The organism is Actinoplanes sp. M2I2, assembly GCF_023544445.1.
In the GTDB taxonomy this organism is placed as follows: Bacteria; Actinomycetota; Actinomycetes; order Mycobacteriales; family Micromonosporaceae; genus Actinoplanes.
Genome location: NZ_JALPVJ010000035.1, coordinates 60061 through 80404, shown reverse-complemented (window position 1 = coordinate 80404; position 20344 = coordinate 60061). Strand labels below are relative to the sequence as shown.

Here is a 20344-nt window from a genome sequence, read left to right as displayed (position 1 = left end):
AGGACTTCGCCTTTGCGCATCCCGGTGCAGATCATCACCTCGAACAGCTCCGCCAAGGGGTCATTGACGGTGCGGCAGTGCCGCAGGAACGCGCCAGCTTGAGTGGTGCTCCAGCAGGTGAGCTCGGGTCGCGCCGGCCGGGGGATCTTGGCGAAGCGGGCGGCGTTGTTCGGGAGCCGGTGGTTGCGCCGGGCGTCGTTGAGCGCACTCGACAAGGTGGTGATGCACCGCCGCAGCGTGACCAGGCCCCGGCCAGCGGCGAGTTCACGCTGGACGAACTGTTTGACGTGCTCGTGGGTGAGCCGCTCCAGGGGCAGCGCCCCGAACGCGGGGATGAGGTCGTTGCGCAGGTAGTCGCGGTAGCGGTGCACCGTGTCCGTCTTCAGGGTCGCTGACTTGGTGTCCAGCCAGTGGGTGAGATAGCTGGCGACGGTTTCGCTGTCGTCGAGGCTGACGCCGGCGCGTTCGCACTCCAGCACGTGGCTCAGCGCGGTCGAGGCTTCGGCCTTGGTGGCGAAGCCGGTGCGGCGCATGGTCCGGCGTGTGTCCAGGCTCGGCAGGTCGACGGCGAAAGCCCAGCTACCATGCCGCGCGTTGGTCAGCTTCGGGCAGCGGGCGCCGAGCTGCCGGCCGTTACTGTCGCGGCAGGCGCAGCAACGGTAGACCCGGCCCCGGTGCGGATTCTGTCGCATAATTTCCTCCTCGGTAGAGGTGAGCTTCAGTCGCCTCTACCGGTGCCCTGTTCGGTTGCGACAACATCGCGACAACCCCGTATGTCACCCCTGCGTGTGACCGCCGTACTTGTGGCCCGGTCAAGGGAGGCGTGGCGGTATCGGACTGCGGTCAGTCCGTCAGGTTGCAGTGGCCAGGACGATACTGATCGCGCCTTCCCACTGAGTGCCCTGGTAGACATCGACGGCGCTGTTCCGTGGCATGGCTTCGGCTGTCAGGCGAACCCCATTCAGTGCGGCGGACCGTAAAGTCAGCCGAGCTGACGGGGGTCCGCGGATCGCCTTGGACGGTTCGCCGGACGTCAGCTTTGCGTAGGCGCCCGGGAGCTTGCTCGGTCGCTCTTCATGTGGTCGCGTGCGGGGCACGGGCCTGGTCACAACGACGATCAGTTTGTCGACGACGTGGAAGTCATTGGCGGCACGATGGGCCGTTCTGTTCTTGAGAGCAGACGACGGAGATGGCTGGCCGAACTGTCGTGCGACTCCTCTTGGGATGGCCTTCTTCGGGGTGGCGGTGAATGGCCCCGAATGTTGCGGCGTCGGTACCTTTGATCGCAGGTCTATTTTTCGTTGTGGTTGGTGTTGTTGGTGAAGAGTGCTGCGGGATCGGTCTCGGCGTGGGCGGGGTCGGCGAGGGCGAGGATTTCGTCGCCGGCTTGCAGGGTGGTGTCTCGTCCGACTTGAACCAGCTGCCCGTCGCGGTTGATCATGCTGATCCACAGGTTTTCGCCGAGGGAGAGGTCGCCGATGGTCTGCCCGTCGGCCGGTGATCCGGGGTTGACGTGGTAGCGGCGGAGCCCGGTGGGTTCTTCGCGGAAGCGCATGCCGAGGGCCCACGGCTCCAGGTCGGTGCTGCGCATCGGTACGCGGGCCCATTTTGCGACGGTCGGGGCAAGACTGCCCTGGACGATGACGGAGAAGGCCACGACGACGAAGACGATTTCGTAGATGCGTTCGGCGCCGGGGATGCCGGCGGTGAAGGCGAAGGTGCCCAGCAGGATCGGCACGGCACCCTTGAGCCCGGCCCAGAGCACGAAGACGCGTTCGCCGAGGCGCAGCCGGATCGGCAGGGAGATGAGCCCGACGAGCAGGGGGCGCACGAGCAGGGTCAGGACGACGGCGATGAGCAGCCCCGGCCACAGCGCGTCGACCTTGGGCAGGTCGCGCAGCGAGATGGTCAGGCCGAGCACGACGAACGCGATGACCTCGGCCAGGCTGGCCACAGCGCTGTGGAAGCGTTTGATCTCCCTTTTGTACGGGGCGTTGGCGTCGCCGATGACGATCCCGGCGACGAAGACGGCCAGAAAGCCGGAGCCGCCGGCGATGGTGGCCACGCCGTAGACGGCGCCGGCGAAAGCCAGCGTACGGATGGGATAGAGCGCCGCGCTGGGTAATGGCATGCGGCGCATGAGCCGCAGCAGGAGCCAGCCGGCCGCCGCACCGGCCGCGCCGCCGATCGCCATCTGCCGGACGAATTCCAGCAGCCCGTGCCCGACGGCCTCGCCGCCGCTGAGCCCGGCGGCGCTGATCAGTACCGCCATCAGCGCGATGCCGACCGGGTCGTTGGCGCCGGCTTCACCCTCGAGCAGCACCCCGGAACGGCCGACGATCTCGCGGCGGCCGAGCACGGAGAACACGACGGCCGGGTCGGTGGGTGACAGGGCTGTACCCAGCAGCAGAGCGACCTGCCAGCCGAACCCGAGAACGAAGTGGACGAACGCGGCGACGCCGGCGGCGGTGACCGCGGTGCCGGCCACGCCGATCCAGAGCACGGCGCCGGCGTTCGGCCGCAGGCGCCGCCAGCCGATGCCGATGCCGCCGTCGAACAGGATCATGATCAGGGCGACGGTGACGATGTTCTGCACGGTCGTGATCTTCATCGACGCGAGCCCGGGGACCAGGTCGGAGGCCACGGCCGCGCCGATGAGGAACAGTGCCGGCGCCGGGATGCGGATGCGGTCGCTTATTCGGTTCGACAGGATCGCCGCCATCGCGACCAGCGATATACCGAGCACCACCCAGCTGAAGGACTCCACGCCGCTCACAACTCTCCAGCTAACCAGCCGCCTGGCAACGTTGCAGCGGAAGGCTGCTCGGTTTGCTCGGCCGGGCGATGGGTAGCCGGGCTGCACTTCGACGTGGAGGTACGAATGTCAATCGATGAGCGCAACTCTGCTTCCGGCTTCTCGCGCCGGCGGGTACTGGCCGCGGCCGCGGCCGGAGCAGCGGCTCCGGCGATCACCGCCGCCGGCCCGGCGGTGGCACATTCCGGTACGCCGCATCGGCCGGCCCGCAAGGTCGGGTTCGTGTTGTCGCACGAGCAGTTCCGCACGCCGCAGCTGGTCGACTTCGCCCGGCACGCCGAGCGGGCGGGGTTCGACCGGGTCTGGGCCAGCGACCACACCCAGCCGTGGCAGGACAACCAGGGCCATTCCATGTTCCCGTGGCTGACCCTGTCGCAGGTTGCGGAGACCACCCGGGCCCTGACGTTCGGCACCGGCGTCACCTGCCCGCTGTATCGCTACCACCCCACGCAGGTGGCGCAGGCGTTCGCGTCGCTGGGCATCCTCGCGCCCGGACGGGTGTTCCTCGGCGTCGGCACCGGTGAAGCGCTCAACGAGCTGGCCTCGACCGGGCAGTTCGGCCGGTACCCGGAACGCCATGACCGGCTGGCCGAGGCGATCGATCTGATCCGCGAGGTGTGGACCGGGCGCCGGGTGTCGTTCCGGGGCACGTACTACCGCACGGAGCAGTACAAACTTTACGACCGCCCGGCCCGGCCGGTGCCGATCTACGTGGCGGCGAGCGGGCCGAAGAGCGCCTACCTGGCCGGGCAGCGCGGCGACGGGTGGATCACCGGCGCGGCCGACTTCGCCAAGCCGCAACTGCAGGACGCCTTCGCCGCCGGCGCGGCCGCCGCCGGCAAGGATCCGAGGACCATGCCGAAGCTGGTGGAGACGTTCGTGGTGGTCGGCGGCAAGGCCGAGGCCGAGTACGCGGCCCGCCGCTGGCGCTTCACCGTCGACGCCTTCGGCGATCTGCTGTACGTGCCGAACCCGGTGACCATCCAGCAGAGGGCGGAGCAGCGCTGGAGTCTGCCGCAGGTGTATGCGAACTGGCCGCGCGGCACCGACCCGGACGTGCACACCGCCGCACTGCAGAAGATCATCGACGCCGGCGGCACCCCGATGGTGCATTCCGGGCAGGCCGACCAGCACCGGGTGATCGACTTCTACGGCGAGCACGTCCTGCCGCGCCTGCGTTTCCGGCACCGGTGAGAACCACGTCAACGGTTGCCGATGAGCAGGTGGCCGCGATGACCAGACAGGTGGGAAAACACATGGGGCGTGCGCGCATCGTCGTCGTGGGAGCGGGGTTCGCCGGCTTCCAGGCGGCCCGGACCCTGCTGAAAAAGGCCCGCGGCGCCGCCGAGGTGGTGCTGCTCAACCCGACGGACTACTTCCTCTATCTACCGCTGCTGCCGGAGGTCGCCGGTGGCGTCATCGATCCGCGGCGGGTGACGGTGCCCCTGGCCGGCACCCTGCCGGGGGTCCGGCTGGTGCTGGGCCAGGCCGACGGAGTCGACGTCGACGCCCGGACAGTGTCGTGGCAAGGTCCGGAAGGCGACCGGGGCACCCTTGGCTACCACCGGCTCGTGCTGGCCGCGGGCAGCATCAACAAATTGCTGCCCATCCCCGGCGTAGCCGATCACGCACACGGCTTCCGTGGCATACCGGAGGCGCTGCATCTGCGTGATCACGTGATCCGCCAGATCGAGCTGGCCGACGCCGCCGACGATCCGGCCGAGCGGGCCGCCCGGCTCACCTTCGTGGTCGTCGGCGCCGGCTACACGGGCACCGAGGTCATCGCTCACATCCAGCTGCTGACCCGCGACGTGCTGGCCCGGCATCCACGTCTGGCCGGCGAACACCCGCGGTGGCTGCTGCTGGACACCGCGAAGCAGGTGCTGCCCGGCATGGACGAACGGCTTTCAGCCACCGCCGATCGAGTGCTGCGCGAGCGGGGCGTCGAGGTGGACATGGGCACGTCGGTAGCCGAGGCGACCGCGACCGGGGTGAAGCTGACCGACGGCCGGTTCGTAGCGTCACGCACGCTGGTGTGGTGTGTGGGTGTGCAGCCGGACCCGCTGGCGCAGAGCACCGGCCTGCCGATGGACAAGGGCCGGCTGTGCGTCGACGAGTACCTGGCCGTGCCCGGGCACCCGGAGATCCTCGCCTGTGGCGACGCCGCCGCCGTCCCTGACCCGGCCCACCCCGGGAAACCCACGCCGATGACCGCTCAGCACGCCGTCCGTCAGGGGAAGCTGGCCGGGAACAACATCGCCGCCTCCTACGGGGTGGGGCGCCGACGTCCGTACCGTCATCGCGATCTGGGTTTCGTGGTGGACCTCGGCGGTTGGCAGGCAGCGGCCAACCCGTTGCACGTGCCACTGTCCGGCCTGCCGGCCCGGGTCGTCACCCGCGGTTACCACCTCACCGCCCTGCCCGCGAACCGCTTCCGGACCGTGGCGGACTGGCTGTTCACCGCGGCCGGAGCGCGCCCGCCGGTGCAATTGGGTCTGGTGCCCGGCCCGGCGGTGCCGCTGGACACCGACGCTCCCGAGCTCATACACCCGTCTCGCTGAGGTCACGAGTCGCCCGGCCGGGTCCGCACCGCCCCGCCCCGCCGGACCCCAGCTTCACGCCCGGCGATCCGGTCTTCGGTGTCGTGCGCCGCCCCGCCCCGAACCGCGCGGGGCGCGCACCCACGATGGGTTCGACGTGTGCCGCAACGGCCGGTACACCGAGCGTGGCAGCAAAGAGATCGACGGTTACTGCAGCCGGCTGTGGACGGCCGAAACCGGGTACGTGGTCAAGCTCGATCACCGTCTCGAGCAGGTCGGAATGTTGAGGGACCGACGACCGTGGTGGCCAAGGCGTGGAAGCAGTCGAAAACGTCGGTGCCCGGTCGTGGCTCGAGCCCAGAAGTGTCCTGATCACTGGTGCGGGCCGACCGGTTTACCGGCGTCTGAGGCACCGGTCCTGAGCTGACTCGCGGACGGGTAGCGGCCCTTGGGCGTGGTCAGAGCGGAAAGAAGATGCCGGTCATCTTCTCCGACTCGTCCCAGAGGCGGGCAGCCAGGGCGGGGTCCGCTGCCTGCTTCGAGCGGCCGATGAGTTCGGCGCCGTCGCGCATGTGCAGCAGCCGTCGCGGTCCGGTGAAGCTGTCGCCGGGGATGTCGCCGGTCGCGGCCAGCAGGACCGGCAGGGCACCGTTCTCCGGGCTCTGGGCCAGGCGCCGCACGATCAGGGCGGTGAGGCCGGTGGTCTGGCCGGTCATGGCGGTGGCGACCAGGCCGGGGTGGGCGGCCGCGGTGGTGACCGCGGATCCGGCGGCCGTGAGCCGGCGCTGGAGTTCGGCGGTGAACATCAGGTTGGCCAGTTTCGACATGCCGTAGACGCGGGATTCCTTGTAGGGGGTCCGGTCCCCGTTCAGGTCGTCGAGGTTCAGCTTCGCTGTGCGTTCCGCTTGGGACGACAGGGTCACCACCCGTCCGGTGATCTGGGGCAGGAGCAGGTTCGTCAGGGCGAACGGGCCGAGATGGTTGGTGCCGAACTGCATCTCGAAGCCGTCCCGGGTCCGTTGCCGGGTCGGCACGGAGACGCCGGCGTTGTTCACCAGAACGTCGATGGGGTCCGGCCATTCGTCGGCGAAACGGCGCACGGAGGTCAGGTCGGCCAGGTCGAGAGCCCGGACGATGGTCTCGCCGGGGATCGAGGACGCGACGGCTGATCCCTTCGCCGGGTTGCGGACGGCGAGGACGACGCGCGCATGCGCGGCGCCGAGAGCCCGCGCCGTGGCCAGGCCGATGCCGCTGGTGGCGCCGGTGATCACAAAAGTGCGGCCGGTGAGGTCGGGCAGGGCCGTGGTCGAGTCGAGCGTCGAGGTCATGTCGTTCAAGCTAGGCAGTGTCTAGAAAATAGTCAATGCCTAGCAAGTAGGCAGCGTCTAATCTCACGTATGCTGACGTCATGACGCCACGCCCCTTCCACCACGGCAACCTGCGCGCGGTCCTGCTCGAACAGGCAGAGGTGATGCTGCGGGAGGGTGGCGTCGACGGGCTGTCGCTGCGGGAACTGGCCCGGCAGGCCGGGGTGAGCCATGGCGCCCCCCGCAGTCACTTCATCGACCGGCAGGCACTGCTGGACGCCCTCGCTGAGCAGGGCTTCGACCGGCTCACCGACCAGGTACGGTCAGCCCTGGCCGGCGCCGGTCCGTTTCCCGAGCGGTTCCGGCTGGTGGCCCACGCGTACGTCGATTTCGCCGTCGACAACGCGGCTGTGATGGAGCTGATGTTCGCCACCAAGATGAACGACGCCGCCGGGCCGGTCCACGCCGCCGCGACCCGCCTGTTCCAGACCCTCGACGAGGCGATGGGCCCGTCCGCGGCACCCGGCGACGGCGACCGGGACCGCTTCAAGCTGCTGTTCGCCGCCATGATGCAGGGCACCGCGACCCTGATCACGACGCATCGCGTCACCCGCAGCCAGGGCAACGTGCTCATTGACGACGCGACCGGCGTTCTCCTCGGCTCGCACCTGGCTACGAGCCTGCTACAGCCCTGAGCCACTCGTTCTGCTCCCGGTCAGCTGCGCTGTGGCAGCGCATTGTGCGGCCCCGCCTTCTTACGCACGTCGGACCTGTTCGGACACCGTTTGAACGCCACTTCTGACACCGCCTGATCGTCGGTGGATGTCGTGTCCGCGAGTTTCGACGCCGGAGAGTCGCCGCGGATGGGCCGGCGCTGTGGCCAGGCTCGGTGCTTCGGTTCGAAGTCTGTCGGGGGGCTGACGGTTCGGGGTGCGGATGCGCGCGGCCGGTTATCCGGCGGCGTCGGCGGCTCTTGTCTTCATGGCGCGGAAAGTCTCGGTGGCGTCGGCGAGTGTGATGTCGGCGTCTTCATGGAGTTTTTGAGCGACTGCGGCCAGATCCGCTCCTGACAGGATCGCCTCTCCGATCCTGTCGGTAACGGCTTGGATCACCGTGATCAGACCGCTGGCATGGGCGCGGGCCACGAGAGCATGGATCTCCGGGTCGGTCTCGGCTATGGCTGCTGCGATCGCCTCGGCCTGGTGGAAGCGGAACTGCAGCGCGTAGCGGCGCAGCGAGTCGCTCTCCACGGACTGCGCGGGGAATTCGCCGCGGGCGAAGAACACATCCCGTGCGGCGAAGCGGTCGATGTCCTCATGCACCTGGATGCGGAGGGCTTCAGCCGGTGTCAGGGCCGGGTCGCGCTCGGCGACACACCGGCGTGACCGCTCGAGCATGTCGTCGGCGCGGTCGAGGACGAGGTCGGGCTTGGTCGGGAAGTAGTTGAAGACGGTCTGAGCCGCCACCCCTGCGGCGGTCGCAACATCGGTCATGGACACGGCGTCATAGCCGTGTTTCGCGAAGAGCTGAGCCGCGGCATCAGCCAGACGCTGCCGCATCTGAAGCTTCTTGCTCTCTCGGCGACCCATCGGCTTCGTCACAGACGCCATGATCCCACAAATCTTGGAGTCACTACAAGTTCATGCTACGGTCAGAAACGTAGAGTCACTACAAGATTTATTACCCGGTCGCTGACCGACGAGAGGACCCATCATGGAAACGGTCACGACGAAGCAGTCGGGTCGGGTGCTGATCTCCGGGGCGAGCTTTGCCGGCTTGACGACGGCGATCTGGATGCAGCGCCTGGGATATCAGGTCACCGTCGTCGAGAACGCGACCGGCCTGCGCAAGGGCGGGACGCCGGTCGACCTCCGCAACGACGCGATGGAGATCTTCGACCGGATGGGTGTCCTGTCCGCCGTCCGGGCGAAGGCGCTCCCGCCACGCACCACCGAATTTGCGGAGATCGACGGCACGCCCACCGCGAGGATGGAACCGGAGCCCACGGCTGAGACCATCGTCATCGACGACTACGAGATCCACCGCCACGACGACGTCGAGATCCACCGCGACGACCTCCTCGCGATCCTGTTCGCCGAGATCGAAGGCACCGTCGAAGTGATCTTCGGAGACTCCATCACCGAGCTGACCGCCACTGCCGAGGGCGTCCGGGCTGCGTTCCGCAACAGTCCGGACCGCGAGTTCACGATGGTGCTGGGCTGCGACGGCAACCACTCCAATGTGCGCAGGCTCTGGTTCGGACCGGAGACGGACTACAGCCACTTCCTGCACCACTACACCTCCGTCACCGTGGTGGACGACACCTTCATCTCGTCCTGGACGTCACGGATCCAGAACACGCCCGGCCGGACGCTGCTGCTGAACTCCTACGCGAACACCACCGACGTCGTCTTCATCTTCCGCTCCGAGCAGGAGATCCCCTACGACTACCACGACATCGACGAGCAGAAGCAGATCATCCGCGCCCAGTTCACCGACGCGGGCAAGCCGTTCACCGACCTCCTCGACCAGGCCCTCACCGCCGACAACTTCTACTTCGACAAACTGAGCCAGAACCGGCTGCCGTCCTGGGCATCAGGGCGGGTCGCACTCGTCGGCGACGCCGGGTACTGCCCGTCGCCCGCCGCCGGCATGGGCGGATCCGTCGCGATCCTCGGGGCGACAGCACTGTACGACGCCTTCCGCACCAGCGGCGGCGACATCGACAGCGCGTTCACCGCATACGAACGAAGCTTCCGCCCCACCGCAGAACGCATCCAGACCGAGACCGAGACATTCGGCCTGCCCATGATCTGCCCCGACACCGCCGAAGCGATCACCGCTCGCAACGCCCAACTCCTTCAACACTGAACCAGCACCCGCCCGGACGAAGAACGGGCCGCAACCCATGAACATCGCATCCACCGACTGCCCGGAAGCCGATCGTTCAGGACCGGGACTGCTGCTCAGAGTCGGCGACGACGCTCGAACCGGCCGAAACGGTGACTTGCACCGGTGGCGATGTCACAGGGTTGCCGGTGGCGGTCAGCTGATGGTGGCGAGCAGGTCGCGACAGGCCTGTTCGCAAGCGCGGCACGCGTCGGCGCAGATCCGGCAGTGTTCGTGCATGTCCGCGTGCCGGGCGCATTCGTCGCCGCAGGCCCGGCAGGCGGTGGCGCAGGCTTCGAGGAGGCTGCGGCTGAGGTTGGCGTCGTAGCCGGTGTGCCGCGACAGCACGCGGGCGGTGGTGCCACAGATGTCGGCGCAATCGAGGTTGGTGCGAATGCACTTGGTCAGCTCGGCGACGGTGTCCTCGCTGAGGCAGGCGTCGGCGCAGGCGGTGCAGGCCTCGGCGCAGGCGATGAGCGCGTCGATGGCGGCGGCGAGCTTGACCCGGTCGAGATTGATGGTCTTCGGATAGGTGTCGAGCATGGGTTGCGTGGTCGTCGTCATGCGGCGGGCGTACCCAGCCGGTAGGAGTTCATTCCGGTCGGTGTCGCACATCCGAGTCGCCGCTGAACGAGGGGGGTTCGTGGGCCTACCAGGGTTCGTCCACTTCCTGTGCCACCGCGCGGGTTCGTTCGGGGTCCGGCTTGCGGCTGGTGACCCGGACTCGGGCGGTGCCGGTCAGGGTGCCGGAGCCGGCGCGCAGCGGTACCTCGTGCTCGGCTTCCTCCTCGATGTCCTCGGCCGACGGCGCTCGCCGGACGGCGACGATCAGCAGCCCGGCCAGGACGGCCAGGATCAAGGACATGAGGATGATGTTGTACGGCTCGTGCGGCAGGGTGGCGCCCCAGTAGGCCAGGGCCGCGATCAGTGCCGCGACCGGCATGGTGACCAGCCAGGCGATGGCCACCCGGCCGAAGACGGACCAGTTGACGCCGGCGGCCCGGTTCTGTGAGCCGACGCCGGCGATGGCGCCGGCGACGGTGTGGGTGGTGGAGACGGGGGCGCCGAGGGCGGTGGAGCCGAACAGGGCCAGGGCGGCGCCGGTTTCGGCGGCGAATCCGCTGATCGGGCGCAGTTGGGTGATCCGGGTGCCCATGGTCCGGACGATGCGCCATCCGCCGGAGACGGTGCCCAGGGCGATGGCGGCCTCGGCCGACAGGACCACCCACAGGGGTATGGGTAGCGTGTCGCCGCCGGCGGGCAGGTGGCCGGTGGCGACCAGCAGCGCGGCGATGACGCCCATGGTCTTCTGCGCGTCGTTGCCGCCGTGGGCCAGTGACACCGCCGCGGACGAGGCCAGTTGCGCGAACCGGAAGCGGCGTTCGGTACGGGTGACGTCGGCATGGCGCAGGAACCGGCGCAGCAGCAGCATGGCGGCTCCGCCGAGGAGCAGCCCGGCGATGGGGCTGATGACGATGAACAGCGCGGTCTTCTCGACGCTGTCGCCGTGGATCGCGGCGAAGCCGCCGTGGGCCAGGCCGGCGCCCACGAGAGCGCCGACGAGGGCGTGGGAGGAGGAGGTGGGAAGCCCGAGCCACCAGGACAGGTAGTTCCAGCAGATCGCGCCGAGCAGGGCCGCGAACACCACGGGCAGCGTGAAATAGGCGGCTTTGACGGTCTGCCCGACGGTGTTGGCCACGGCCGTGCCGACGACGAGGAAGGCGACGAAGTTGAACATCGCCGCCCAGGCCACCGCCATCCGCGGTCGCAGCACGTGGGTGGCGACGACGGTGGCGATGGCATTGGCGGAATCGTGGAAGCCGTTGGTGAAATCGAACAGCAGAGCCAGCGCGATCAGGCCGATCAGCGCGGCCGTCGTCATCTCCACCCGGTCGGCCCTTCTTCCGGCAGGCTCTTCACCGGTGCAGAACCCCTAGCACGATGAAGTACGTCAGCCCCACGGTGATGACGCCGAGGCACGCTACGAACATCGTCCTCATGAGGACTTGTTCCCGGGTTCCTTGGTGCGTGTTTCGAACTCGCTGTGCCCGTTCGGGCACTTGGGGATCGTGTGGCCCTGCTGGACGTGGACCTTCTCGCTGCACTTGGCGCAGTGGAAGTCCCCGGTCTTCTGTGCTTTCTCGCCGGCGTGCGCGGCCATGGCGGTGGTCCTCTCAGATGCCGATGCGGTCGCGGAGCTCGGCGGCGGTCAGGTCGGCGGTGTAGACGTCGGTGCCGGGCTGGAACGTGCGGCTGTCGGCCAGGTGGCCGGCGTCGACGGGTTCGAACCCGATCTGCTCGATCAGGTCGAAGACCTGCTTCTTGGCGGCCGGGTCGTCGCCGGCGACGGGGATGCCGTAGCGCTGGTTGGCGCCGCCTTCGTGGCCGTAGTCGCGCAGGTGGTCGAAGCGCATGGCGTTGAACGCTTTGATCACGTGGGCTCCGGTGAGGTGTTGCTGGATGAGTTCGCTGGAGGTGGCGCTGTCGTCGTCGAGCGCAGCGATGTGGCCGTCGCGTTCGGGGTAGTAGTTGCAGGTGTCGATGACGATCTTGCCGGCCAGATCGTCGGCGGGCAGGTCACGGTAGGCCTTGAGGGGCACGGTCACCACCACGACGTCGCCGTACCGGGCGGCCTCCTCGGTCGTGACGGCGTGGCCGTGGTCCCCGAGTTCCTTCTCCAGGTCCCGCATGGTGTCCGGGCCGCGGGAGTTGGCGATCGCGATGTCGTGGCCGGCGTCGACGAACAGGTGGGCCAGGGTGGAGCCGATCTTGCCGGCGCCGATGATGCCGATCCGCATGCCTTGTCTCCTCAGAAGGTCGGGTGGCTCTGGGTGTCGCGGACGGTGACCCACTGCCAGACGGTGAACTCGTCGAGGTTGGTCAGAGCGCCGAAGCGGCTACTGCCGCCGGAGTCGCCCATGCCGCCGAAGGGCGCCGGGGTCTCGTCGTTGACGGTCTGGTCGTTGATGTGAATCATCCCGGCCCGCAACCGGTCACCGACCGTCTGCGCCCGCCGCGCCGATCCGGAATGGACGCCGGCGACCAGGCCGTACGGGGTGCTGTTGGCCAGCCGGACGGCTTCGTCGTCGTCGGTGAAGGTGGTGATCACGGCGACCGGGCCGAAGATCTCCTCGGTGAACGCGGGCATGTCCGGGGTGACGTGAGCGAGCACGGTCGGGCGCAGGAACAGTCCGTCGGCGGTGCCGCCGGTGACGATCCGGGCGCCGGCGTCGACGCTGCGCCGGATGATGTCGGTGATGTGGTCCAGTTGGGACTGGTTGATGATCGGGCCGAGGTCCACCTTGTCGCGGGGGTCGCCGACGGTGAGGCCGTCGGCGATCTCGGCCACCGCGTTGGCGTACATCGGGCCGATCGATTCGGCGACCAGGTGCCGGCCGGTGGCCATGCACACCTGGCCCTGGTGGGCGAAGCTGCCGTAGGCCCCGGCGGCCGCGGCGGCCTCCACGTCGGCGTCGTCGAGCACGACGAAGGCGTTGTTGCCGCCCAGCTCGGATACCATCTTCTTGAGGTGTTTGCCCGCGGCCTCGGACAGGTTCCGCCCGACCGGGGTGGAGCCGGTGAACGAGATCATGTCGATGTTCGGGTCCTCGGCCACGGCGTTGCCCAGTTCGCTGCCCTTGCCGGGCAGCATGTGCAGCACGCCGGGCGGCAGTCCGGCTTCCTCGAAGAGCCGGGCGATGACCACGCCGCAGCAGATCGCGGTCTCGCTGGCCGGTTTCAGGACCACCGCATTGCCCGTGGCCAGAGCCGGGGCGACCGAGCGCAGGGCCAGGATCAGCGGGAAGTTCCACGGGGCGATGACGGCGACGACGCCGAAGGGGATCCGTCGCGCCATGCTGATCCGGCCCGGCTGGGTCGTCGGCAGCAGCGTGCCCCACGGTTGGCTGGGCAGGGCGACCGCGGCCTGCAGTTCGGTCAGGGCGAGGTCGAAGTCGAGTTTCGCCGCGGGTGCGGCCTTGCCGGCCTCGCGGGTCAGCCAGCCGGTGATCTCGTCGCGGTGCTGCTCGAACAGCTCCGCCGCGCGGCGCAGCACGGCGGCCCGCTCTTGGAAGGGCGTTGCCGCCCATCGGCGTCCGGCGGCGGCGGCCTGTTCCGCGCAGCCGGAGAGGACCTCGGCGCTTGCGGTGCCCACCTCACCGAGGACGTCGCCGGTGGCCGGTTCGGTGGCTTGTGTGGTCTTACCGGTCGAGGTCCACTCGCCGGTGAAGATCTTGCTTCGCCAGATGCTCTCGTCGTCCAGCAATCCCATCGAAATTCCTCAGAATAAGCTGGTGGTAGGGGAGGTCACGACTTCTTCTCCTTGTGCTCGTGGCTCTTCTTCTCGGCGGTTCGGGCGGCGTCCTCGCGGGCGAGTTCCTCGGGTGAGCTGTTGGCGCGGGCGGTGTCGACGGGGCTGCCGCCTTCGTAGCCGCCGTCACGGTCCTTGGTCATGGGTCGGCTCCTCAGGCTGCGGGGTTGAGGGCGACTTTGAGCCAGCCCGGTTGCCGTTGGTCGAACTCGCGGTAGGCGGCCATGACATCGGTCATCGGCTCGGTCTCGGTCAGCAGCAGAGCCGGATCGACCCCGCCCTCGGCGATCAGGCGCAGCAGGTCGGGCATGTAGTGGCGGTGGTTGCAGTTGCCGGCCTTGACGGTGAGGTTCTTGTTCATCACCACACCGAGCGGATACGTGTTCACTGTCTGCGGGTAGACGCCGATGATCCCGATCGTGCCCGCCTTGGCGACCGCCTCGGCCGCCCACTGCGAGACCTGACTCGGACCGTCACCGGGCACCCATTGCCCGCCGCTGGGGTTGCCTTGTTCCCGTTCGGCGTCGAACTGCCGGGCCTGCTCGGCCGGCACGCCGGTGGCGGGCCGTTCGGCGTCCACGCCGACCGCGTCGATCACCCGGTCGACGCCGATGCCGCCGGTCAGGTCGCGGATCGCGGCCACCGGTTCCTCGGTGTCGAAGTTGACGATCTCGGCGTGCTGGGCCTGGGCCATGGCCAGCCGGTCGTCGTTGTGGTCGACCGCGATGACCCGGCCGGCGCCCTGCAGGTAGGCCGACAGGATCGCCAGCTGCCCTACCGGCCCGGTGCCGAACACGGCCACCGTGTCGCCGGTGCGGATCTCGGCGAGCTTCGCCCCGAACCAGGCGGTGGGGAAGATGTCGGAGACCATGATGGCCTGAGCGTCGCTGACCCCCGGCGGGATCGGCACGAGGCTGGTGTTCGCGTACGGGATCCGGGCGTACTCGGCCTGTAGCCCGTCGAACCCTCCGGCCGCCTCGGGTCCACCGAAGAACGCGGTGCCGGCCAGCTTGCCGCCGGGGTTGGCGTTGTCGCACTGCGCCTGGTAGCCGGCCCGGCAGTACGAGCAGTAGCCGCAGGAGATGGTCGACGGAATGACGACCCGGTCACCGACCGAGAAGTTCCGCACCCCGGTGCCCGCCTCGACCACCTCACCGACCGCTTCGTGGCCGATGATCGTGCCTTCCTTCATCCCCGGCATGGTGCCGCGGATCAGGTGCAGGTCCGTGCCGCACATCGCACTGGTGGTGATCTTCACGATCGCGTCGGTCGGCGCCTGGATCTTCGGTTCGGGCACGTCCTCGAGCCGGATGTCACCGACCGCGTGCCACACCACTGCCTTCATCGTCGTGCTCCTTCATTGTCCGAGGGGTCGGAACCGATCGGGTACGGGCCACCGCCGGCCGATCCGATGCGGTGCTCCCGGTGCTTCGCCGATGTCGCGGGGTCGGCGGCGTCCGTGCCGGGGTCGCCCTGGGCGTGACCGGACGGTGTGCCCCGCACTGTCGCCTCACCGGCCGCGACGTCGTCATGTGCTCTCATCGATCCCGCCTACCCCGCGGCGGGACAGGTACGCGAGATGATTCGTCCTTTCTGAGTTCCGCCTCGTCCGTTAGAGACCCCGGGCACGGGGTAGGCGCCCGGACGGTGATCGGAGGCCACGGATGAGCGCTACCAGCGACGTGATCGGCGCCCGGCTGCCGCGCCGCGAGGACGACCGGCTGGTGCGCGGCGCCGGTTGCTACGTCGGTGACCTGCGCATCGAGGGATGCCTGGACGCGGTGTTCGTCCGCAGCGAGGCGGCACACGGCGTGCTGCGCGGCGTCGACCTGGATGCCGCCCGTGCCCTGCCCCGGGTGGCCGCCGCGTGGGCGTACGCGGATCTGCCGTTCCTGCCGGACGTGCCGCCGATGATGGACCCGGATTCGGTGCGCGGCCGGCCGTGGCCACCGCTGGCGACCGACCGGGTCCGCTACGCCGGGCAGCCGGTCGCGATCGTCGTGGGCGACGACCGGTACGTGGCCGAGGACGCCCGCGACGCCGTACGGGCCGACATCGACCCGCTACCCGTCCTGCTCGACCCCACCGACGCCGCCGGCAGCGACGTGCAGCTGTTCCCGGGGTCGGGCAACGTGGCCGCCGAGAAGGAGTTCGGCGACCCGATCGACGGGGCCGTGTGGGAGCAGGCCACCGTCGTCGTGGAAGCGTCCTACCGCCAGCAACTGCTCGCCCACACGTACATGGAGAACCGCGCGATCCTGGTGCGGCCCGAGGACGACGGCGGCCTGACCGTGTGGGTGTCGCACCAGGCGCCGCATCGGCTGCGGCGTGACATAGCCGGCGGGTTCGGGCTGCGCGAGGAGCAGGTGCACGTGATCGTGCCGGATGTCGGCGGGGCCTTCGGCGGTAAGAGCGAGACCTGGCCGGAGTATTTCGTCGTGGTCGCTGCGGCACGCCGGCTGGGGCGGCCGGTCCGGTGGCTGGAGGACCGGGCCGAGGCGCTGACCGGGCCGCCGCACGGCCGCGGCCAGAACCAGCGGGTACGGATGGCCGCCGACGCCGACGGCCGGATCCTGGCGTACGAGCTGCACATCGACGCCGACGTGGGCGGCTATCCGCACACCGGGTCGTTCGTGCCGATGGCGACCTCGATGATGGCCACCGGTGCGTATGCGATCCCGCAGGTGCACGTGCGCACCCGCGCGGTGGTGACGAACACCGCGCCGACCGCCCCCTACCGTGGTGCCGGCCGCCCCGAGGCGGCCTCCGCGATCGAACGAACCGTCGATCTGCTCGCTCACCGGCTCGGTCGGGACCCCGGGGAGGTGCGGCGGCGCAACTTCATCTGGCCCGACGCCTTCCCGTACGACACGCCGACCGGTTTCACCTACGACAGCGGTGACTACGCCAAGGCCCTCGAGGTCGCGCTGAACGAACTGGACTATGACGGTTGGCGTGCCGAACAGGCTCGGCGCGCGGCGGTCGGGGAACCGCCGATCGGCATCGGACTGTGCACCTACGTGGAACGCTCCGGCGCAGGCGAGGAGTTCGGCGCGGTCGAGGCGTGCGCCGACGGCAGTTTCGTGGCGCTGTCCGGCTGCTGTTCCACCGGCCAGGGCCACGAGACGTCGTTCCCGCAGGTCGTCGCCGCGGTCCTGGGAGTGGAACCGCAGCGGGTGCGGCTGATCGAGCGGGACACCGCGATCATCCCGCAGGGCATCGGCTCGTTCGCCAGCCGGTCGATGCAGACCGGCGGCGCAGCGCTGCACCGGGCCGCCGGCCGGCTGATCGACGCCGCCCGTCAGCGGATCGCGGAACGCTGGGCGGTCCCGGTCGCCGAGGTCACCTACGAAGCCGGCGTGCTGACGGCGGGGGAGCGGTCGGCGTCCATGGCCGACGTGGCGGCCGGCGGTGTGCTGCGCGCCGACGAGACGTACGCGCCGCCGGAGGCCTTCCCCTTCGGCGCCTACGGCGCGGTGGTCGAGGTCGATCCGGAGCTGGGTAAGGTCAGCGTGCTGCGGCTGGTCGCGGTGGACGACTACGGCGTGGTGGTGAACCCGCTGATCGTCGACGGGCAGGGCCGCGGCTCGACAGTGCAGGGCATCGGCCAGGCCCTGTACGAGGACGTGCGCTACGACTCGGACGGGCTGGTCGAGACCCGCAGCCTGCTGGACTACCTGGTCCCCACGATCTCCGAGCTGCCGCCGACCCGGTTCGCCGAGACCTGCACGCCGAACCCGAACACGCCGCTGGGGGCCAAGGGCGCCGGTGAGGCCGGCTGCATCGGGGCGCCGCCGGCCATCGTCAACGCGGTCGCCGACGCCCTCGGGCTGCGCGAGCGGGACGCGTTGCAGATGCCGCTCACCCCGTACACCTGCTGGAGCGCCGCCCGATGAAGCCCGCACCGTTCTCCTACGTCGTCGCGCGCAGCGCCGACGACGTCGTGGCCGCGCTCGCCGACGGCCGCACCGACGTGCTCGCCGGCGGGCAGAGCCTTGTGCTGGAGATGAACTACCGCGCCCGGCGTCCGGCCCGTTTGGTCGACATCAACCGGGTCCCCGGTTTCGACCGGCTCGAGCCCGACGGCGACGTGCTGCGGGTCGGCCCGCTGGTGCGCCACCGCGCCTTCGAAGGCGACACCGTGCCCGGACCGCTGGGCACGTTGCTGCGGCGGGTGGTGCACCACATCGCCCATCCGCCGATCCGGGCCCGCGGCACCCTGCTCGGCAGCCTGGCCTACGCCCATCCGGCCGCGGAGTGGCCGGCGGTGGTCACCGCTCTGGGCGCCGACCTCGAGCTGACCGGCCGCGACGGCCACCGTACGGTCAGCGCCGCCGACTTCTTCCGCGGCCCGTTCGACACCGCCCGCCGCGCCGGTGAGCTGCTCACCGAGCTGCGCGTGCCGCTGCTGCCGCCCGGCACCCGGGTGGGCTTCGCCGAGCACCGGCGGACCCACGCCAGCTTCGCCCAGCTCGCCGTCATCGCCGCCGTGACGCTCACCCAGGGCCGGGTCTCGGCCGCCCGGATCGGCCTGGTCAACGCCGCGGACCGCCCCGTGCGGGCCCACGGCGCCGAGGCCGCCCTGCTGAACCGGCCGCTCGACGACCCGGCCATCACCGAAGCCGGCCGAGTGGCGGCTGAGCAGGATGCCGACCCCCGCCCGCAGCCGCACGCCGACCTCGGCTACCAGCGGCACGCCGTCGCCGTCCTCACCCGCCGCGCTCTGGCGCAGGCCCGAGACCAAGGATGACCCTGGTGCATCTCACGCTCACCGTCAACGGCCGGGCCTACGACCTGGACGTCGAACCCCGGCGTACGCTCGCCGACGCCCTGCGGGAGGACTGCGGTCTCACCGGTACCCACCTGGGCTGCGAGCACGGCGTCTGCGGAGCGTGCACGGTGCTCGTCGACGGTGAGGCGGTCCGCTCGTGCCTGATGTTCGCCGTCCAGTGCGACGGCGCGGTGATCCGTACCGTCGAGGGCCTGGCCGGCGCGGACGGCACGCAGCACCCGCTGCAGGCTGCCTTCTCGGCCGAGCACGCGCTGCAGTGCGGCTTCTGCACGCCCGGCTTCCTGATGCTGGCCGCCGGCGCCCTCGAAGCCGATCCCGGTGTCGTGGGCGACGCCGAACGGCTGCGTGAGCTGCTGACCTCGAACTTGTGCCGGTGTACCGGATACGAGGCCATCCGCCGCGCCGTCGTGGCCGCTGCGGGCGACCAGCACCCTGGTCAGCCGGAATCGGGCCGGTAGTCACGCTGCTACGTGCCTCATCGGTGGTGACCGCGACGTTCCTGCCGGCTGCCACATCGCCTTACGAGCCACTTGCCGTCACACGGAGTCGAGGTAGGGAATGACGGCGGCGGCGATCTTCTCCTGGCCGTAGGTCACCAGCACGAGACCGTGGGTGAGAGCCGCCATGCGCCACGAATACGGAACAGGCAGGCGTCCACGGGTGAAGACCAGACGCTTCGGCGCGATCAGATCCAATCCTCGGGGCGTCCGCCGCAGCAGCCACCGCGGTCTGCGCGGTGGTTCACGATCCGCGGCCCAGCGAGGCAGACCCAGGGCTACTGCCGATTCCACCTGCACGTCACGCCGATCGCCCTCGCGGGTCGGCATGTCGATGATCCCGGCGGGGCGGAACCGCGCCGACGGCAACCGGACCCCGGCCGGCGTAGACGGCTCGTGGAAACCGAGTTCCACGTTGTCCGCCTCGCTGTGCGCCGCCTCGGCCAGGCGCGCGAGCAACGCCATCCGGCCACCGGCCGGCTGTGCGGCAGGTGCGGAGTCGTTCCCATGCGTCATCGGTGGTGGTTACCACGACGATCACCACCTAAACGCGCGGCTCGGCCACCGGTGGTCGACGCCGGTTCCTTCGCTGTCACCTTCTTCGGCGACCCCAGGCGTTGTGCGCAGTTCCGCACCGGCATGCTGCCCCGGCCTCTGCTCCTGAACACGGTCACCGGATGCCTCAAGGACCGGGCGGTGCGCGATCCCGAACCGATGGCGGAATTGTTTGACCCGGCCCTGAACGGGCACGCATCGCTGGTCAGACCACTTGGAGGAGGTCATCATGCCGGCCAAGGACGACATGCCCAGCACGGTGAAGCGTTCACCGAAGAAGGCGCAGGAGACCTACGTCAAGACCCACGACCACGCGGTTGATGAGTACGGCGAGGGCGAGCGCGCTCACCGCACGGCGTTCGCGTCCCTGAAGCATTCGTTCGAGAAGAGCGGTGACCACTGGGAACCCAAGGAGAAGAAGGGCCCGAGCGACGCCAAAGCTGCGGGCGGTCGGGGCACCAGGGCGAAGACCGCCGGTGGGGTCGACGCGAACGCCAGCAAGCAGCACCTGATGGATCAGGCGAAGAAGCTGGAGATCAGTGGTCGCAGCCGGATGACCAAGGACCAGCTGGTGGACGCGATCCAGAAGGCGAATGCCAAAAGTACCCGCAAGGCCCGCGGTAAGTAGCAGCGCTCACCG

At 69.6% G+C, this 20344-nt stretch carries 21 protein-coding genes; 8 read left to right on the top strand and 13 right to left on the bottom strand.

What is annotated here, in order from left to right:
* Both xerC and HJC40_RS42135 read right to left on the bottom strand, forming a co-directional pair.
* Positions 1-692 (bottom strand): tyrosine recombinase XerC (xerC, locus tag HJC40_RS42140; RefSeq protein ID WP_250009328.1); only part of this gene is annotated, 692 nt, incomplete at its 3' end.
* Between the two features lie 599 nt (positions 693-1291).
* Positions 1292-2767 (bottom strand): potassium/proton antiporter, encoded by a 1476-nt coding sequence (locus tag HJC40_RS42135; RefSeq protein WP_250009326.1) that lies wholly within the window; start codon positions 2765-2767, stop codon positions 1292-1294.
* Between the two features lie 114 nt (positions 2768-2881).
* Between HJC40_RS42135 and HJC40_RS42130 the strand changes: the two genes are divergently transcribed.
* Entirely contained in the window at positions 2882-4009 is a 1128-nt protein-coding gene (locus HJC40_RS42130) for a F420-dependent hydroxymycolic acid dehydrogenase (protein ID WP_250009324.1), read from the top strand.
* Between the two features lie 62 nt (positions 4010-4071).
* Positions 4072-5376 carry an NAD(P)/FAD-dependent oxidoreductase gene (locus tag HJC40_RS42125; RefSeq protein WP_250009334.1) on the top strand — a complete coding sequence of 435 codons (1305 nt, stop codon included), beginning with the start codon at positions 4072-4074 and terminating at the stop codon, positions 5374-5376.
* Positions 5377-5813: 437 nt separating this feature from the next.
* Here HJC40_RS42125 and HJC40_RS42120 read toward each other — a convergent pair whose 3' ends face one another.
* The gene (locus HJC40_RS42120) at positions 5814-6683 is read right to left on the bottom strand and encodes an oxidoreductase (RefSeq protein ID WP_250009322.1); all 870 of its coding nucleotides are present in this window, start codon (positions 6681-6683) and stop codon (positions 5814-5816) included.
* Between the two features lie 80 nt (positions 6684-6763).
* On the opposite strand from HJC40_RS42120, the gene HJC40_RS42115 reads away from it, so the two are divergent.
* Positions 6764-7357: a TetR/AcrR family transcriptional regulator gene (locus HJC40_RS42115; protein ID WP_250009321.1), complete on the top strand. Its 594-nt coding sequence runs from the start codon at positions 6764-6766 to the stop codon at positions 7355-7357.
* Between the two features lie 255 nt (positions 7358-7612).
* Here the strand turns inward: HJC40_RS42115 and HJC40_RS42110 are convergent, their stop codons facing one another.
* Complete coding sequence (locus HJC40_RS42110; RefSeq protein ID WP_250009320.1) at positions 7613-8263, bottom strand: TetR/AcrR family transcriptional regulator; 651 nt, start codon at positions 8261-8263, stop codon at positions 7613-7615.
* A 112-nt stretch (positions 8264-8375) separates the two neighbouring features.
* On the opposite strand from HJC40_RS42110, the gene HJC40_RS42105 reads away from it, so the two are divergent.
* Positions 8376-9533 (top strand): FAD-dependent monooxygenase, encoded by a 1158-nt coding sequence (locus tag HJC40_RS42105; protein WP_250009318.1) that lies wholly within the window; start codon positions 8376-8378, stop codon positions 9531-9533.
* A 174-nt stretch (positions 9534-9707) separates the two neighbouring features.
* On the opposite strand, the gene HJC40_RS42100 is transcribed toward HJC40_RS42105, so the two are convergent.
* The 8 genes from HJC40_RS42100 to HJC40_RS42070 all read right to left on the bottom strand — a co-directional run bounded on the left by HJC40_RS42100 (position 9708) and on the right by HJC40_RS42070 (position 15402).
* The gene (locus tag HJC40_RS42100; protein WP_250009317.1) at positions 9708-10115 is read right to left on the bottom strand and encodes a four-helix bundle copper-binding protein; all 408 of its coding nucleotides are present in this window, start codon (positions 10113-10115) and stop codon (positions 9708-9710) included.
* 85 nt (positions 10116-10200) lie between these two features.
* Positions 10201-11433 (bottom strand): inorganic phosphate transporter, encoded by a 1233-nt coding sequence (locus HJC40_RS42095; RefSeq protein WP_250009332.1) that lies wholly within the window; start codon positions 11431-11433, stop codon positions 10201-10203.
* Positions 11434-11547: 114 nt separating this feature from the next.
* Positions 11548-11712: a hypothetical protein gene (locus tag HJC40_RS46805; protein WP_374273667.1), complete on the bottom strand. Its 165-nt coding sequence runs from the start codon at positions 11710-11712 to the stop codon at positions 11548-11550.
* 13 nt (positions 11713-11725) lie between these two features.
* Entirely contained in the window at positions 11726-12349 is a 624-nt protein-coding gene (locus HJC40_RS42090; protein WP_250009316.1) for an NADPH-dependent F420 reductase, read from the bottom strand.
* A gap of 11 nt (positions 12350-12360) precedes the next feature.
* Entirely contained in the window at positions 12361-13821 is a 1461-nt protein-coding gene (locus tag HJC40_RS42085) for an aldehyde dehydrogenase family protein (RefSeq protein WP_250009315.1), read from the bottom strand.
* 35 nt (positions 13822-13856) lie between these two features.
* Entirely contained in the window at positions 13857-14003 is a 147-nt protein-coding gene (locus tag HJC40_RS42080; protein WP_250009314.1) for a hypothetical protein, read from the bottom strand.
* Positions 14004-14014: 11 nt separating this feature from the next.
* Positions 14015-15205 (bottom strand): zinc-dependent alcohol dehydrogenase, encoded by a 1191-nt coding sequence (locus HJC40_RS42075; RefSeq protein ID WP_250009313.1) that lies wholly within the window; start codon positions 15203-15205, stop codon positions 14015-14017.
* Positions 15202-15402: a hypothetical protein gene (locus HJC40_RS42070; protein ID WP_250009311.1), complete on the bottom strand. Its 201-nt coding sequence runs from the start codon at positions 15400-15402 to the stop codon at positions 15202-15204. The genes HJC40_RS42075 and HJC40_RS42070 overlap by 4 nt, the downstream gene beginning before the upstream one ends.
* Before the next feature lie 122 nt (positions 15403-15524).
* Between HJC40_RS42070 and HJC40_RS42065 the strand changes: the two genes are divergently transcribed.
* Genes HJC40_RS42065 through HJC40_RS42055 form a run of 3 tightly spaced genes read left to right on the top strand, consistent with a single transcriptional unit; the run spans position 15525 to position 19110 of the window.
* Positions 15525-17756, top strand: a complete 2232-nt coding sequence (locus HJC40_RS42065) for a xanthine dehydrogenase family protein molybdopterin-binding subunit (protein ID WP_250009310.1) — start codon at positions 15525-15527, stop codon at positions 17754-17756.
* The gene (locus tag HJC40_RS42060) at positions 17753-18610 is read left to right on the top strand and encodes a xanthine dehydrogenase family protein subunit M (RefSeq protein WP_250009309.1); all 858 of its coding nucleotides are present in this window, start codon (positions 17753-17755) and stop codon (positions 18608-18610) included. The genes HJC40_RS42065 and HJC40_RS42060 overlap by 4 nt, the downstream gene beginning before the upstream one ends.
* Complete coding sequence (locus tag HJC40_RS42055) at positions 18607-19110, top strand: (2Fe-2S)-binding protein (RefSeq protein WP_250009308.1); 504 nt, start codon at positions 18607-18609, stop codon at positions 19108-19110. The genes HJC40_RS42060 and HJC40_RS42055 overlap by 4 nt, the downstream gene beginning before the upstream one ends.
* Positions 19111-19188: 78 nt before the next feature.
* On the opposite strand, the gene HJC40_RS42050 is transcribed toward HJC40_RS42055, so the two are convergent.
* Positions 19189-19665 carry a hypothetical protein gene (locus HJC40_RS42050; RefSeq protein WP_250009307.1) on the bottom strand — a complete coding sequence of 159 codons (477 nt, stop codon included), beginning with the start codon at positions 19663-19665 and terminating at the stop codon, positions 19189-19191.
* Positions 19666-19933: 268 nt separating this feature from the next.
* On the opposite strand from HJC40_RS42050, the gene HJC40_RS42045 reads away from it, so the two are divergent.
* The gene (locus HJC40_RS42045) at positions 19934-20332 is read left to right on the top strand and encodes a ChaB family protein (protein WP_250009304.1); all 399 of its coding nucleotides are present in this window, start codon (positions 19934-19936) and stop codon (positions 20330-20332) included.
* Positions 20333-20344 lie beyond the last annotated feature (12 nt).

Bases quoted from the DNA above. Each gene is read 5' to 3' on its own strand.
- HJC40_RS42130 (WP_250009324.1), top strand. From the start codon at position 2,882: ATGTCAATCGATGAGCGCAACTCTGCTTCCGGCTTCTCGCGCCGGCGG.
- HJC40_RS42055 (WP_250009308.1), top strand. From the start codon at position 18,607: ATGACCCTGGTGCATCTCACGCTCACCGTCAACGGCCGGGCCTACGAC.
- HJC40_RS42100 (WP_250009317.1), bottom strand. From the start codon at position 10,115: ATGACGACGACCACGCAACCCATGCTCGACACCTATCCGAAGACCATC.
- HJC40_RS42065 (WP_250009310.1), top strand. From the start codon at position 15,525: ATGAGCGCTACCAGCGACGTGATCGGCGCCCGGCTGCCGCGCCGCGAG.
- HJC40_RS42045 (WP_250009304.1), top strand. From the start codon at position 19,934: ATGCCGGCCAAGGACGACATGCCCAGCACGGTGAAGCGTTCACCGAAG.
- HJC40_RS42085 (WP_250009315.1), bottom strand. From the start codon at position 13,821: ATGGGATTGCTGGACGACGAGAGCATCTGGCGAAGCAAGATCTTCACC.
- HJC40_RS42120 (WP_250009322.1), bottom strand. From the start codon at position 6,683: ATGACCTCGACGCTCGACTCGACCACGGCCCTGCCCGACCTCACCGGC.
- HJC40_RS42070 (WP_250009311.1), bottom strand. From the start codon at position 15,402: ATGAGAGCACATGACGACGTCGCGGCCGGTGAGGCGACAGTGCGGGGC.
- HJC40_RS42075 (WP_250009313.1), bottom strand. From the start codon at position 15,205: ATGAAGGCAGTGGTGTGGCACGCGGTCGGTGACATCCGGCTCGAGGAC.
- HJC40_RS42095 (WP_250009332.1), bottom strand. From the start codon at position 11,433: ATGACGACGGCCGCGCTGATCGGCCTGATCGCGCTGGCTCTGCTGTTC.
- HJC40_RS42125 (WP_250009334.1), top strand. From the start codon at position 4,072: ATGGGGCGTGCGCGCATCGTCGTCGTGGGAGCGGGGTTCGCCGGCTTC.
- HJC40_RS42090 (WP_250009316.1), bottom strand. From the start codon at position 12,349: ATGCGGATCGGCATCATCGGCGCCGGCAAGATCGGCTCCACCCTGGCC.
- HJC40_RS46805 (WP_374273667.1), bottom strand. From the start codon at position 11,712: ATGGCCGCGCACGCCGGCGAGAAAGCACAGAAGACCGGGGACTTCCAC.
- HJC40_RS42105 (WP_250009318.1), top strand. From the start codon at position 8,376: ATGGAAACGGTCACGACGAAGCAGTCGGGTCGGGTGCTGATCTCCGGG.
- HJC40_RS42115 (WP_250009321.1), top strand. From the start codon at position 6,764: ATGACGCCACGCCCCTTCCACCACGGCAACCTGCGCGCGGTCCTGCTC.
- HJC40_RS42060 (WP_250009309.1), top strand. From the start codon at position 17,753: ATGAAGCCCGCACCGTTCTCCTACGTCGTCGCGCGCAGCGCCGACGAC.
- HJC40_RS42050 (WP_250009307.1), bottom strand. From the start codon at position 19,665: ATGACGCATGGGAACGACTCCGCACCTGCCGCACAGCCGGCCGGTGGC.
- HJC40_RS42080 (WP_250009314.1), bottom strand. From the start codon at position 14,003: ATGACCAAGGACCGTGACGGCGGCTACGAAGGCGGCAGCCCCGTCGAC.